The sequence below is a fragment of the Pseudomonas sp. YeP6b genome, assembly GCF_025642995.1.
Lineage (GTDB): Bacteria > Pseudomonadota > Gammaproteobacteria > Pseudomonadales > Pseudomonadaceae > Aquipseudomonas.
In genome coordinates, this window is the sequence record NZ_CP080090.1 from 1,264,639 (window position 1) to 1,279,157 (window position 14,519).

The following is a 14,519-nucleotide window of genomic DNA, read 5'->3' on the forward strand; positions in this document are numbered from 1 at the left end:
CTTGCAAACGTTTGCCGTAGGAAATTTCCCAACAAAAGGCTGCACGTTTGCCAGGGAGCTAACTTCGCTCCCTGCAAATCCGGTTATTTTCTTATGGGGTGATACTGACGCCCGAGAACACGTTGCGGCCGAAGGGGCTGACTTTGAACCCTTCAACTTTGGCGCTTAACGGCTGGTTGACCGTCGAGTGGGCGACTGGCGTGATCGGCACCTGTGTTTTAAGCAGTTGCTGCGCCTGTTTGTACAGAACAGTCCTTTGTTCGCGGTCGGTGACGACCTTGGCTTGCTTGATCAGCTTGTCGTACGCCGGGTCACACCACATGGAGTAGTTGTTCCCGCCGATGGCGTCGCAGCTATACAGGGTGCCCAACCAGTTGTCCGGGTCACCGTTGTCGCCGGTCCAGCCGATCAGGCTGATATCGTGCTCACCGTTCTTGGTGCGCTTGATGTATTCGCCCCACTCGTAGCTGACGATCTTGACCTTGAGGCCGATCTTGGCCCAGTCGCTTTGCAGCATCTCGGCCATCAGTTTGGCGTTGGGGTTGTACGGCCGTTGCACCGGCATCGCCCACAGGGTGATCTCGGTGCCTTCCTTCACGCCGGCAGCCTTGAGCAGTGCCTTGGCTTTTTCCGGGTCGTAGGCGGCGTCCTTGATGGTGTCGTCGTAGGACCACTGGGTCGGCGGCATGGCGTTGACCGCCAGCTGACCGGCGCCCTGGTACACGGCGTTGAGGATGCTCTGCTTGTTCACCGCCATGTCCAGCGCCTGGCGCACTTCGAGCTGGTCGAAGGGTTTGTGGCGCACGTTGTAGGCGATGTAGCCGAGGTTGAAGCCCGGCTTGGTCAGCAATTGCAGATTCGGGTCGGCCTTGAGAGCGTCGACGTCGGCCGGGCGCGGATGCAGGGTGATCTGGCATTCGCCGGCCTTGAGCTTCTGTACCCGCACCGATGCGTCGGTGTTGATCGCAAAAATCAGCTGGTCGAGCTTCACGCGGCTCGGGTCCCAGTACTGTTTGTTGCCCACATAACGAATCTGCGAGTCTTTCTGGTAGCGCTGGAACACAAACGGGCCAGTGCCGATCGGCTTCTGGTTGATGTCGCTCGGTTTGCCTTCTTTAAGCAGCTGCTCGGCGTACTCGGCCGACAGAATCGAGGCAAAGCTCATGGCGATGTTTTGTACGAACGCGGCGTCGACCGTGTTCAGGGTCATCACCACGGTGTAAGGGTCGGTTTTCTCGACCTTGGCAATGTTCTTGTTCAGGCTCATCCCGGTGAAGTACGGGAACTCGGTGGGGTAGGCCTTGCGAAACGGGTATTCAGGGTCAAGCATACGGTTGAAGGTGAACAGCACGTCGTCGGCGTTGAAGTCGCGCGTCGGCTTGAACTCCTTGTTGCTGTGGAACTTCACCCCTTCACGCAGGTGGAAGGTGTAAGTCAGGCCGTCTTCGGAAATATCCCACTTGGTTGCCAGCCCAGGTACCACATTGGTTGAGCCCTTTTCGAATTCAACCAAGCGGTTGTACAGCGGCTCGGCGGCATCGTTGTCGGTGGCGGTGGTGTATTGCGCGGTGTCAAACCCTGCCGGACTGCCTTCAGAGCAGAACACCAGGCTCTTCTTGTCGGCGGCTTGGCCCATCGTAGCCACAGCCAGCAGGCTGGTGCCAAAAATTGCGGATAGAACGGTGGTATGGCGCATGACGATCCCAATCCTTGTTTGTTGTTGTCATCAGCGAGCAATCACCCAGGCTTTTGCCTGGGAGACATCACTGATCCCACACACAGCAAGTGCCTTTCCGTGCTTGGTGCTTCTGCTGTCCTACGACGTTATGGGTCTCGGACTTCGCAGTAAATACGCCAAAACGGATTGACCTTGTAGGTAACGGATGCACAGGTCGCGGCTCATTGCTGTAGGACGGCAACGTTTCGGATGTGGTCTGTTTCCTATGGTCCAGGCGGATGCAATAACGGCGACGTTATGACGCGTCGCCGTTACTAATCCTTACTTGCCGCTTACGCTCACGCCGTAGAAGGAGTTCAAGCCAAACGGGCTGATCTTGAAGTCCTGCACGGTGTTGCGCATGGGTTGATACACCGTCGAGTGCGCGATAGGTGTCAACGGGACTGCATCTTTGAGGATATGTTGCGCCTGCTTGTACAGCTCGGTGCGTTTGGCGACATCCGATGTGGCCTTGGCATCTTTCACGAGGCCATCGAATTTTTTGTCACACCATTTGGAGAAGTTGTTACCGGCCAGCGAGTCGCAACCGAACATTACGTTCAGCCAGTTGTCCGGGTCACCATTGTCGCCGCTCCAGCCAATCAGCATGGCCTGGTTCTCGCCGCCTTTGGCGCGCTTGACGTACTCGCCCCACTCGTAGCTGACGATGTTGACCTTCAGGCCGATCTGTTTCCAGTCGTTCTGCAGCATCTCAGCCATCAGCTTGGCGTTCGGGTTGTACGGACGCTGAACCGGCATCGCCCACAGGGTGATTTCGGTGCCTTCCTTGATACCGGCTTCCTTGAGCAAAGCCTTGGCTTTGGTCACGTCAAACGGAACATCTTTGATGGTGGTGTCGTAGGACCATTGGGTTGGTGGCATGGCGTTGACGGCCAGTTGGCCAGCGCCCTGGTAAACCGAATCGATGATCTGCTGCTTGTTTACCGACATGTCCAGGGCTTGACGCACGCGCAGGTCCGACAGCGGGTTAGGCGCAGTCTGGCCTTTGAGCACCGGCATTACGTTGTAGGCGATGTAACCCAGGTTGAAACCGGCCTGGTTCGGCATTTTCAGGTCTTTGTCTTCGCTCAGCGTCTTCAGGTCGGCTGGACGTGGGAACAGAGTGATCTGGCATTCATTTTTCTTGAGCTTCTGGATACGCACCGACGGGTCAGTGGTGATGGCGAAGATCAGGTTGTCGATCTTCACATCTTCAGGTTTCCAGTAATCCTTGTTGCCGGTGAAACGGATGTTGGAGTCTTTCTGGTAGCTCTTGAACACGAACGGACCAGTGCCGACCGGCTTCTGGTTAATGTCCTGGGCCCTGCCTTCCTTCAACAGTTGTGCGGCATATTCAGCCGACTGGATCGAAGCGAAGCTCATTGCCATGTTCTGGATGAAAGCAGCGTCCACGGTGCCAAGGATGAACTTGACGGTGTGGTCATCGACTTTCTCGATGTTCTTGATGTTGGTGTCCATCCCCATGTCCGTGAAGTACGGGAACTCGGTGGGGGAGGCTTTGCGGAACGGGTCGTCCTTGTTGATCATGCGGTTGAACGTGAACTGCACGTCATCGGCATTGAAGGTACGGGTCGGCTTGAAGTACGCCGTGGTGTGGAACTTGACGCCTTCGCGCAGGTGGAAGGTGTACGTCAGGCCATCCGGGGACACGTCCCAGCTGGTGGCCAGCCCAGGAACAACAGCGGTGCCGCCGCGTTCGAACTGGGTCAGACGGTTGAACATGGTTTCGGCCGAAGCATCGAAGTCTGTTCCGGTGGTGTACTGGGCGGCGTCGAAACCAGCCGGGCTCCCTTCGGAGCAGAACACCAGGTTAGTCGCCGCTTGGGCGAATGGGGCTGCGGCCATAAGGCCAGCGCTCACTAAAAGCGGAATGACTGCGTGTTTAAGCATGTTGGCCTCATGATTTGTTGTCATTTTTGGTGGTGAGGGCGACCTCGTGAGTCGGCCTGCGGATACTTATGCAGGCGCCATACCCATTGCAAGATGCTGAACCGTCGCGAGAGCCAAACTGTGGTACGAACGTACAGGAATGTCGCATTTATGAAAGTTTGTACATAAATGCATATATATAGAGGGTTTTTTCAGTGCATTTGACGCACCAAAAAAGCCCGACCGAGGCGTCTGGCGCACTCGGTTGGGGCGTCGCTGTTACTTATCTAGACTGACACCATAAAACGGTGTCAGGCCAAACGGGCTGATCTTGAAGTTCTGCACTTCTTTGCGAATAGGCTGGAAAACCGTCGAGTTTGCGATAGGCGTTATAGGTACTTGTTCCTTAAGGATTTTCTGTGCCTGTTGATACCACTTGATGCGCTGCTCACGGTCACTGCTGACCTTGGCCTGTTGCACCAGTTTGTCGTAGGCCGGGTTACACCATTTAGCGTAGTTGCTGCCCTTGACCGCGGCACAACTGTAGAGCACGCCAAGCCAGTTATCCGGGTCGCCGTTGTCGCCGGTCCAACCGTAAATCATCGCGTCGTGCTCGCCATTTTTGGCGCGCTTGATGTATTCGCCCCACTCGTAGCTAACGATATTGGCTTTGATACCGACTTTTTCCCAATCCTGTTGGATCATTTGTGCCGACATTCGCGCGTTGGGGTTCGAGGCGCGCTGCACAGTCATCGCCCACAGATTGATGGTGGTACCTGGTGCAACCCCTGCTTCTTTTAGTAGCGCCCGCGCCTTTGTCGGGTCGTACGGCGCGTCCTTGATGTTGGGGTCATAAGACCACTGCGCCGGTGGCAGTGCGTTCTGCGCCAATTGCCCGGCGCTTTGGTAAACAGCCTTGATAATCGCCGGTTTGTCGATGGCCATGTCCAGGGCCTGGCGCACTTTGAGCTGGTCCAGCGGCGGGTGAGTGACGTTGTACGCCAGAAAGCCCAAGTTGAAACCGGCTTGCTGCAGCACGCGCAGATTCGGGTCCTGCTTCATCACTTCAATGTCGGCGGGGCGTGGGTAGCCGCTGACCTGGCATTCGCCGGCCTTGAGTTTCTGCAAGCGCGAGGCCGCGTCCGGGGTGATGGCGAACACCAGGTTGTCGAGCTTCACATCCTCGGGCTTCCAATACTGTTTATTGGCCGCGTAGCGAATCTGCGAGTCTTTCTGGTAGCGCTTGAACACAAACGGCCCGGTGCCTACGGGCTTTTGATTGATATCCGAAGCCTTGCCTTCTTTTAATAGCTGCGCGGCGTATTCGGCCGATTGCACCGAAGCAAAGCTCATCGCCAGGTTCTGCACGAACGAGGCATCGACGTTGTTCAGGTTGAAACGCACGGTGTGATCGTCGAGTTTTTCGAGGTTTTTGATCGTGGTGTTCAAGCCCATGTCGGTGAAGTACGGCGACTCGGACGGGTAGGCCTTGCGAAAGGGGCTGTCGGCATCCAGCAGGCGGTTGAAGGTAAACAGCACGTCATCCGCGTTGAAGTCGCGGGTAGGGGTGAAGTAGTCGGTGGTGTGGAACTTGACGCCATCGCGCAGATGAAAGGTGTAGGTCAGGCCGTCTTTGGATACCTCCCAGCTCGTCGCCAGGCCGGGTTCGACTTCGGTGCCGCCGCGCTTGAACTGGGTCAGACGGTTGAACACGGTTTCGGCGGAAGCATCGAAGTCGGTGCCGCTGGTGTACTGGCTGGGGTCGAAGCCGGCGGGGCTGGCTTCGGAGCAGTAGACCAGGGTGCTGGCCGCTTGGGCCATCGGCATAAAAGCCAGCAGGCTTGCAGCCAGGAGTAGCGGTTTGAACGCAGAACTTTGCATGGAAACTCCTGAAGTAGCAGGCCTATAAAGCCGCCCAAACAAAAACGGCGGTCACCGAGGTTACCGCCGTTCAGGTTTGTCAGGTAGGGGTCACTGCATCTGTACTTCGATCACGCCATCAGCGCTCATGTTGACCTGGCTGGTGCCGGCTTCGACTTCCGGCGTCGGCGCCGAATCCGCCATGGCTGCTTTCATCATCATCCCGCCACTGCGGGCGTAAGGCATCGGATAGCCATTGGTGTTGAAGTTCAGGTTAACGATTTTGTAGCCCTTGCCGCCCAGCGCATCGGTGGCCAGTTGGGCGCGCGCTTTGAAGGCGGCAACCGCGTCTTTGAGCAATGCATCTTCGCTGGCCTTGCGCGTGTTGTCGGCGATGGCGAAGTCCATGTTTTCCATTTTCAGGGTATTGAGCAGCTCGCCGGTAAGCTTGGACAGCGCCGGGAAGTCCGCACTCTCCAGGCGCAGCTCGGCGCGCTCACGCCAGCCGGTGATCTTCTGGTTCTTGTTGTCGTAGATCGGGTAGCTGCTACGGCTGCCCTGGCGCAGGGTCACGCCTTTGACTTCGCGCGCTTCGCCAAGGGCCTTGTTCAGGGTGGTGGTGATTTCGGCGGCGAGCTTGGCCGGGTCGGTATTTTGCGACTCGGTATAAAGCGTGACGATCATCTTGTCGCGGGCCACTTCCTGGCTGACCTCAGCGCGCAGGGAAATCTGGTTGTAATGCAGCTCATCGGCGGCCATCGCCGGGAGGGTGGCCAGGGCGCTGGCGCTCAGGGTCAGTACGGCTGCACTGCGAGTGAAACGAGACATGGAAGCTCCTTGGGATAGTCGTGTTCGGTATGACTGTAGACGGTGCTGTCGGGTTCTTCGGGTTTACACATTCGCTACAAGTTGTGGGGGCGCCGACGAACGGTCATTCGCTCGGCCTGCGTCAAAGAGCCACACGCGCCGTGCCAGGCGGCCTGCTTCGTTTATACTCCTGGCGATCCGCCTGCAGCGCTCACCGGGAGAGCTCATGCTCGCCGCCGTAAAACTGACTTCCGCCACCCGCCAGAACCTCTGGCGCCTGACGTTCATTCGTACCCTGGTACTGGCCGCACAGGCCGGTTCCGTCGGGCTCGCGTATTGGTTCGACCTGCTGCCATTGCCGTGGCTGCAGCTGGCCGTGACCCTCGGCTTTTCCACCGTGCTGTGTGTGTTTACGGCCATTCGGCTGCGTACCACCTGGCCGGTGACCGAGCTGGAATACGCCCTGCAGTTGGCTTGCGACCTGTTTATCCACAGTGTGCTGCTGTATTTCTCCGGTGGTTCCACCAACCCGTTCGTCTCGTATTACCTGGTGCCACTGACGATTGCCGCCGTGACCTTGCCATGGCGCTACTCGGTGGTGCTGTCGGGTATCGCGCTGATGCTGTACACCTTGCTGCTGGCACAGTTCTACCCGTTGCAGACCTTCCCTATCGCTAGGGAAAATCTGCAGATTTATGGGATGTGGCTGAGCTTTGCGCTGTCTGCGGCGGTGATTACTTTCTTTGCCGCGCGCATGGCCGAAGAGCTGCGTCGCCAGGAAGAATTACGCGCCATTCGCCGCGAAGAAGGCCTGCGTGACCAGCAACTCCTGGCCGTCGCCACCCAGGCCGCCGGTGCCGCTCACGAGCTGGGCACGCCGTTGGCGACCATGAGCGTACTGCTCAAGGAAATGACCCAGGACCATCACGACCCGGCCCTGCAAGAAGACTTGAGCGTGCTGCAGGAACAGGTCAAGCAGTGCAAGCTGACCCTGCAGCAACTGGTGCGGGCCGCCGAAGCCAATCGCCGCCTGGCGGTGGAAATGCAGGACGTGACCCAATGGCTCGACGACGCCCTGAACCGCTGGCACCTGATGCGCCCCGAAGCCAGTTACCGCTTCAACCTGCTGGGCCAGGGCAGCGTGCCGCGCATGGCGCCGCCGCCGGACCTGACCCAAGCCTTGCTCAATCTGCTCAACAACGCTGCCGACGCCTGCCCCGAAGGGCTGGGCGTGCAGCTGGATTGGGATGCCGAAGACGTGACCATCAGTATTCGTGACCACGGCGCTGGCGTGCCGCTGGCCATTGCCGAGCAGATCGGTAAACCCTTTTTTACCACCAAGGGCAAAGGCTTCGGCCTCGGCCTGTTTTTGAGCAAGGCCAGCGTGACCCGCGCGGGCGGCTCAGTGAAGCTCTATAGTCATGAGGAAGGTGGCACGCTCACCGAGCTGCGCCTGCCCCGTGTCGCACGAGGAGATATCGATGAGTGACGAGATCCAAGTCGAAGGCGAAGAACTGCCGCACCTGTTGCTGGTAGATGACGATGCCACCTTTACCCGCGTGATGGCGCGTGCCATGAGCCGCCGTGGTTTCCGCGTAAGCACCGCAGGCTCGGCCGAAGAAGGCCTGACCATCGCCCAGGCCGATTTGCCGGACTACGCCGCGCTCGACCTGAAAATGGACGGCGACTCCGGGCTGGTGCTACTGCCTAAACTGCTGGAACTCGACCCGGAAATGCGCGTGGTGATCCTCACCGGCTACTCCAGCATCGCCACCGCTGTCGAGGCCATCAAGCGCGGCGCCTGCAACTACCTGTGCAAGCCGGCAGACGCCGACGACGTGCTGGCCGCCTTGCTCTCCGAGCACGCTGACCTCGATACCCTGGTGCCGGAAAACCCGATGTCGGTGGACCGCCTGCAGTGGGAACACATCCAGCGCGTACTGACCGAGCACGAAGGCAATATCTCCGCCACCGCCCGCGCCCTGGGCATGCACCGACGGACTTTGCAGCGCAAGCTGCAGAAGCGCCCAGTACGGCGCTGAACAAAGTCTGAACAATCCGCTTCAGGCCGCAGGGAGCTCTGAACCGATCGTCTATGATCGGTTCAAACGCCTGTCATCTTTTCCCTATCGAGCCTGAACGATGAATCAGAACGCTGAGTATGGCGCGGTCAATGACGCGGTGCGTGGGCAATTCTTGCGCCGAACCTGGGCGATGATCACGCCCTATTGGCGCAGTGAAGAGAAGGGCAAGGCTTGGTTGCTACTGGTCGCACTGGTTGGCTTGTCGCTGTTCAGCGTGGCGATCTCGGTGTGGATCAACCACTGGTACAAGGATTTCTACAACGCCCTGGAGAAGAAGGACACCGCCGCCTTCTGGCAGTTGATCGGCTATTTTGGCGGGATTGCCGCCGTGGCGATTCTCGGCGCGGTATACCGCCTGTACCTGACCCAGATGCTGACCATTCGCTGGCGTGCCTGGCTCACCGAAAAGCACTTCGCACGGTGGCTCGCCGACAAGAACTACTACCAGCTGGAGCAGGGCGGCTACACCGATAACCCAGACCAGCGGATATCCGAAGACCTCAATAACTTCACCTCGAACACGTTGGGCCTGGGCCTGGGTCTGCTGCGCAATATCGTCAGCCTGGTGTCTTTCTCGATTATTTTGTGGGGCGTTTCCGGCAGCATCGAGGTGTTTGGCTTTACCATCCCGGGTTACATGTTCTGGTGTGCGCTGGTCTACGCCGGGATCGGCAGTTGGATAACCCACTTGATCGGCCGTCGCTTGATCGGCCTGAGCAACCAACAGCAACGCTTCGAAGCGGACCTGCGTTTCTCCATGGTGCGCGTGCGCGAGAATGCCGAGAGCATCGCCCTGTATAACGGCGAGCCGAATGAAAACCAGCGCTTGAGCGCACGTTTCGGCAAGGTCTGGCGCAACTTCTGGGACATTATGAAAGTGTCCAAGCGCCTGACCTTCTTCACCGCCGGGTATGAACAGATCGCAACCATCTTTCCCTTTATCGTCGCTGCGCCGCGCTATTTCGCCGGCAAGATCGAACTGGGTGAGCTGATGCAAATCAACTCGGCGTTCGGCAATGTGCAGGGCAACTTCAGCTGGTTTATCAGCGCTTACGCTGACCTCGCCAGCTGGCGCGCGACCAGTGATCGTCTGCTCAGCTTCCACCAGGCCATGAGTGAAAACGAGCAGCGTGCCCCGGCCATTGATGTGCGCCCGGAAGGCGAGCGTCTGGTGGTGAAAGACTTGGGCATGGACTTGGCCGACGGTCGCCACTTGCTGACCGATGGCGACATGACCGTGGAGCCGGGCGAGCGTGTGATGCTCAGCGGGCGTTCCGGCAGCGGTAAAAGTACCTTGCTGCGCGCCATGGGGCACTTGTGGCCGGCGGGCCACGGCAGCATCCGCCTGCCGGCGGCGCGTTACCTGTTCCTGCCGCAGAAACCGTATCTGCCGATTGGCACCCTGAAGGCCGCGCTGAGTTATCCACAGGCCGACAGCGTCTACCCGCCGGAACGTTATGCACAGGTGCTCGAAACCTGCCGCTTGCCGCACTTGGTCGGCCGTCTGGACGAAGCCAACCACTGGCAACGCATGCTCTCGCCGGGTGAGCAGCAACGCCTGGCGTTTGCCCGCGCGCTGTTGTTTGCACCGCAATGGCTGTACATGGACGAAGCCACCTCGGCGATGGATGAAGAGGATGAGGCAACGTTGTACCAAGCCTTGATCGATGAGTTGCCGGGGCTGAGCATCGTCAGCGTCGGCCATCGCAGCAGCCTCAAGCGCTTCCATGGGCGGCATGTGCGGATCGAGGGTGGGCGTCTTCAGGAGCAACTCGTCTCCTGAGGCCGAACTCGATCAAAGATGTGGGAGCCGGGCTTGCCCGCGATGGCGGTGTAAGCTGGCACACCGCGATCGCAGGCAAGCCAGCTCCCACATTTGATCGGTGTTGGCTGATGAAGTGAGTGCCCAACAAAAAGCCCGGCTGATCATCGATCAGCCGGGCTTTTTTTATTGCTTGAAAATGACTTACTTCTTCAAGCCGTAATGCTCATCCAGCATGCCCGGGGCGTTCGGCGTTTTTGGCGCGTAGTCCCGTGGTGGCTCCTGGTTTTCCCGCGGTGGGGTCAGGCGCTCCCGCGCAGTTTGCGGGGCATCGGAATGCAACGCAGCCAGCAGGCGCTGACGGGTGATGTCGTCGAGGGCCAGGCGGTTGGCGCCATCGGCGAGGTGATCCTGTACTTCCTGGTAGCTCTGGGTGAGCTTCTTGACCAGGGTCGCGGTGCTGTTGAAGTGGGTAACAACCTCGTTCTGATAACTGTCAAAACGTTCCTGAATGTCATCCAACTGACGCTGCGTGCGGTTAGGCGCGGCATTCGGCAGCAGGCGGGCAACCAGGAATCCAATGGCGACACCGGCAACCAAGGCGAGAGTCGGCAACAACCAAACTAAGAGCGAGTGTTCCACGAGTCCTTCCTCTATAAACGGCTTTGCTTTACGTTAACGGCTCAAACCTGCGCTGTATACCGCGATTAAGCTCGCAATGATGCCATGCACAGACTTTTAGCTAGACGAGTCGACCCTTTGAGAGGTCACGGAGTTCATTCCTTGCTCATGCGTGAAACCCCCGTTTTGATCGATGGCCCGGTTGGCCAATTGGAAGCCCTGTACCTTGATCACCCCGAGCCACGTGGCCTGGCGCTGATCTGCCACCCTAACCCGGTGCAGGACGGGACCATGCTCAATAAAGTTGTCTCGACCCTGCAACGCACCGCCCGCGATGCCGGTTTGATTACTTTACGTTTCAATTACCGTGGCGTCGGTGCCAGCGCCGGTACACACGATATGGCCACCGGTGAAGTGGACGATGCCGAAGCGGCTGCCACCTGGCTGCGGGAAAAACACCCCGACCTGCCGATCACCCTGCTCGGTTTTTCCTTTGGCGGTTACGTGGCCGCCAGCCTCGGCGGCCGTTTGGAAGCCAAGGGTGAAAAGCTCGCGAACCTGTTCATGGTTGCCGCCGCCGTGATGCGCCTGCGCGATACCGACCTGCTGCCCCAAGGCTGCCCATTGACCCTGATCCAGCCGGAAACCGACGAAGTGGTCGACCCGCAGCTGGTCTACGACTGGTCTGGCGCCTTGAAACGCCCCCATGAGCTGCTGAAAGTGGCAGAATGCGGTCACTTTTTTCATGGCAAGCTGACCGATCTCAAGGATCTGGTGCTGCCGCGCCTCTCGAATTGATAGCAGTCTGATAAGCGATTACCCATGACGACTCGTACCCGTATCCTCACCGGCATCACCACCACCGGCACGCCGCACCTGGGCAACTACGCTGGCGCGATCCGCCCGGCGATCCTTGCCAGCCAAGACGCGAATGCCGACTCCTTCTACTTCCTGGCCGACTACCACGCCTTGATCAAGTGCGATGACCCGCAGCGCATCCAGCGCTCGCGTATGGAAATCGCCGCGACCTGGCTGGCCGGTGGCCTGGATGTGAACCGGGTGACTTTCTATCGCCAGTCCGACATCCCGGAAATTCCCGAGCTGACCTGGCTGCTGACCTGCGTCGCCGCCAAGGGCCTGCTCAACCGCGCCCATGCCTACAAGGCCTCGGTGGACAAGAACGTGGAAACCGGTGAAGACCCGGACGCGGGCATCACCATGGGCCTGTACAGCTACCCGGTACTGATGGCGGCGGACATCCTGATGTTCAACGCACACAAGGTGCCGGTCGGTCGCGACCAGATCCAGCACGTGGAAATGGCCCGCGACATCGGCCAGCGTTTCAACCACCTGTTTGGTAACGGTAAAGAATTCTTCACCATGCCCGAGGCGTTGATCGAAGAAAGCGTCGCCACCTTGCCGGGCCTGGATGGCCGCAAGATGTCGAAAAGCTACGACAACACCATCCCGTTGTTCACCAGCGCCAAGGACATGAAAGACGCCATCTCGCGGATCGTCACCGATTCCCGCGCGCCTGGCGAAGCCAAAGACCCGGACAACTCGCACCTGTTCACCCTGTTCCAGGCGTTTGCCACCAAGGCCCAGGAAGAAGAGTTCCGCGCTGAGTTGTTGCAAGGTTTGGGCTGGGGCGAGGCGAAGAGCCGTCTGTTCCAACTGCTCGACAGCCAACTGGGTGAGGCGCGCGAGCGTTATCACCAGTTGATGTCGCGCCCTTCGGACATGGAAGACCTGCTGCTGATCGGCGCCAAGAAGGCCCGTGCCGTAGCGGCGCCGTTCCTGGCCGAGCTGCGTGAGGCGGTGGGCCTGCGTTCATTCGTCAATGAGGCTGCGGCGCCGGTGGCGACCAAGAAGAAAACCGCCAAAGCCGCGCGCTTTGTGAGCTTTCGCGAAGACGACGGCAGTTTCCGCTTCCGCTTGCTGGCGGCCGATGGCGAGCAACTGCTGCTGTCGCGCAACTTTGCCGACGGCAAAGCGGCCGGTGCGGTAACCAAGCAATTGCAAAGTGGTGACGCGCTGGACGTGCGAACTGAAGTGCTGAGCTTCAGCGTGTGGCTGGACGGCGCTGCTGTGGCCGACAGTGCGACCTTCGCCGATATGGCATCGCGTGATGCTGCCATCGAAGCCCTGCGCGTCGCGTTGACCCCCATCGAGGATTAACCCGACCAAGGGTTGATTGCCATTCTTCAGGGCCGTCGTTACAGTGACGGCCCGTTTTTGTTGCCTTGCTAACGAAATTATGACGCCCCTAGAACGATATCAAGCTGATCTGAAACGTCCTGAATTCTTCCATGACGCTGCCCAGGAAACTGCGGTGCGTCATTTGCAGCGCCTGTACGACGACCTGGTCGCGGCCTCGCAAAGCAAGCCAGGGATGTTCAGCAAGCTGTTTGGCAAGAAAGACCACACGCCGGTCAAAGGCTTGTACTTCTGGGGTGGCGTGGGCCGCGGCAAGACTTACCTGGTCGACACCTTCTTTGAAGCGCTGCCGTTCAAGGAAAAGGTACGTACGCACTTCCACCGCTTCATGAAGCGCGTGCACGAAGAAATGAAGACCTTGCCGGGCGAGAAAAACCCGCTGACCATCATCGCCAAGCGCTTCTCCGACGAAGCGCGGGTGATCTGCTTCGATGAGTTCTTCGTCTCCGACATCACCGATGCCATGATCCTCGGCACCCTGATGGAAGAGCTGTTCAAGAATGGCGTGACCTTGGTTGCCACCTCGAACATCGTGCCCGACGGCTTGTACAAGGACGGCCTGCAACGCGCGCGCTTCCTGCCGGCCATCGCGCTGATCAAGCAGAACACCGAGATCGTCAACGTCGACAGCGGCGTCGACTACCGCCTGCGTCACCTTGAGCAGGCCGAGCTGTTCCACTTCCCGCTGAACGAAGCGGCGCACGAAAGCCTGAAAAAAAGCTTCCGCGCGCTCACGCCGGAATGCACCCAGGCGGTGGAAAACGACAAGTTGATGATCGAGAACCGCGAAATCATCGCGCTGCGCACCTGCGATGACGTGGCCTGGTTCGAATTCCGCCAACTGTGCGACGGCCCGCGCAGCCAGAACGACTACATCGAACTGGGCAAGATCTTTCACGCGGTGATTTTGAGCGGCGTGGAGCAGATGAGCGTCACCACCGACGACATCGCGCGCCGGTTTATCAACATGGTCGACGAGTTTTACGACCGCAACGTCAAGCTGATCATCTCGGCGGAAGTCGAACTCAAGGACCTCTACACCGGCGGTCGCTTGAACTTTGAATTCCGGCGCACGTTGAGCCGCTTGTTGGAAATGCAGTCCCACGAGTTCCTGTCGCGTGGGCATAAGCCGTAAGCGGTGTGATTGATATAAAAGGCCCGCAGCGATTGCGGGCCTTTTTATTTTGGGTGTTGGTTAAAAAGTGATCTGGTCTTCAGTGGGCGGCGCCGGTTTTACGAGCGTCTTTATGTCACCCTCCACCTTGTAGATCGCGCCGTCCGCCCCCTTAACAAATTCGGGCGCCGCTTCCTCTTCCTTTTTTTTCCGATCCTTTTTTAACTGTTCAGTCTCATTTTCCTTGGATGTAATTGCGCCTGTCTCGTTCGGCTGTACAGCCGACCTGAAAGAGCTGCTTCCTATGGATGACATGATTGAGTCTCCGTCCTAGTTTGAGCCAAGTGAATTTAGAAAAAGCCCTGCGTGATCCGCAGCGCAGTTCGGCAGAAATAGGCGACTTTTTCCTCGCTTAAAATGCCAGAGGTCCCGGGCGTTGCGGGTTCG

At 58.8% G+C, this 14,519-nt stretch carries 12 protein-coding genes; 6 read left to right on the forward strand and 6 right to left on the reverse strand.

The features are described from left to right. Positions 1-91: 91 nt before the first annotated feature. The 4 genes from KZH41_RS05650 to KZH41_RS05665 all read right to left on the reverse strand — a co-directional run bounded on the left by KZH41_RS05650 (position 92) and on the right by KZH41_RS05665 (position 6,295). Positions 92-1,636: an ABC transporter substrate-binding protein gene (locus KZH41_RS05650; protein WP_371917669.1), complete on the reverse strand. Its 1,545-nt coding sequence runs from the start codon at positions 1,634-1,636 to the stop codon at positions 92-94. 363 nt (positions 1,637-1,999) lie between these two features. Further along, the gene (locus KZH41_RS05655; RefSeq protein ID WP_094950390.1) at positions 2,000-3,628 is read right to left on the reverse strand and encodes an ABC transporter substrate-binding protein; all 1,629 of its coding nucleotides are present in this window, start codon (positions 3,626-3,628) and stop codon (positions 2,000-2,002) included. A gap of 258 nt (positions 3,629-3,886) precedes the next feature. Beyond that, positions 3,887-5,488 carry an ABC transporter substrate-binding protein gene (locus KZH41_RS05660; protein WP_263274505.1) on the reverse strand — a complete coding sequence of 534 codons (1,602 nt, stop codon included), beginning with the start codon at positions 5,486-5,488 and terminating at the stop codon, positions 3,887-3,889. Between the two features lie 90 nt (positions 5,489-5,578). Beyond that, positions 5,579-6,295 (reverse strand): SIMPL domain-containing protein, encoded by a 717-nt coding sequence (locus KZH41_RS05665; protein ID WP_094950392.1) that lies wholly within the window; start codon positions 6,293-6,295, stop codon positions 5,579-5,581. Positions 6,296-6,500: 205 nt separating this feature from the next. On the opposite strand from KZH41_RS05665, the gene KZH41_RS05670 reads away from it, so the two are divergent. The 3 genes from KZH41_RS05670 (at position 6,501) to KZH41_RS05680 (ending at position 10,141) form a co-directional block, all read left to right on the forward strand. After that, a complete protein-coding gene (locus KZH41_RS05670; protein ID WP_263274506.1) occupies positions 6,501-7,763 on the forward strand; it encodes an ATP-binding protein in 1,263 nt (420 codons plus the stop codon). Continuing rightward, positions 7,756-8,316 (forward strand): response regulator transcription factor, encoded by a 561-nt coding sequence (locus KZH41_RS05675; RefSeq protein ID WP_003171731.1) that lies wholly within the window; start codon positions 7,756-7,758, stop codon positions 8,314-8,316. Before KZH41_RS05670 ends, KZH41_RS05675 begins: the two co-directional genes overlap by 8 nt. Positions 8,317-8,416: 100 nt before the next feature. Continuing rightward, a complete protein-coding gene (locus KZH41_RS05680) occupies positions 8,417-10,141 on the forward strand; it encodes an ABC transporter ATP-binding protein/permease (protein WP_263274507.1) in 1,725 nt (574 codons plus the stop codon). Positions 10,142-10,324: 183 nt separating this feature from the next. Here the strand turns inward: KZH41_RS05680 and KZH41_RS05685 are convergent, their stop codons facing one another. Further along, complete coding sequence (locus tag KZH41_RS05685) at positions 10,325-10,762, reverse strand: YhcB family protein (RefSeq protein ID WP_094950395.1); 438 nt, start codon at positions 10,760-10,762, stop codon at positions 10,325-10,327. Between the two features lie 147 nt (positions 10,763-10,909). Between KZH41_RS05685 and KZH41_RS05690 the strand changes: the two genes are divergently transcribed. The 3 genes from KZH41_RS05690 to zapE all read left to right on the forward strand — a co-directional run bounded on the left by KZH41_RS05690 (position 10,910) and on the right by zapE (position 14,093). Next, positions 10,910-11,539 (forward strand): alpha/beta hydrolase, encoded by a 630-nt coding sequence (locus KZH41_RS05690; protein ID WP_263274508.1) that lies wholly within the window; start codon positions 10,910-10,912, stop codon positions 11,537-11,539. Between the two features lie 24 nt (positions 11,540-11,563). Continuing rightward, complete coding sequence (locus KZH41_RS05695) at positions 11,564-12,919, forward strand: tryptophan--tRNA ligase (RefSeq protein ID WP_094950397.1); 1,356 nt, start codon at positions 11,564-11,566, stop codon at positions 12,917-12,919. A gap of 79 nt (positions 12,920-12,998) precedes the next feature. Then, on the forward strand, positions 12,999-14,093 hold the full coding sequence (gene zapE / locus KZH41_RS05700) for a cell division protein ZapE (RefSeq protein ID WP_263274509.1): 1,095 nt from the start codon (positions 12,999-13,001) through the stop codon (positions 14,091-14,093). Between the two features lie 60 nt (positions 14,094-14,153). Here the strand turns inward: zapE and KZH41_RS05705 are convergent, their stop codons facing one another. Next, on the reverse strand, positions 14,154-14,387 hold the full coding sequence (locus KZH41_RS05705) for a hypothetical protein (protein WP_094950398.1): 234 nt from the start codon (positions 14,385-14,387) through the stop codon (positions 14,154-14,156). Between the last annotated feature and the right edge of the window lie 132 nt (positions 14,388-14,519).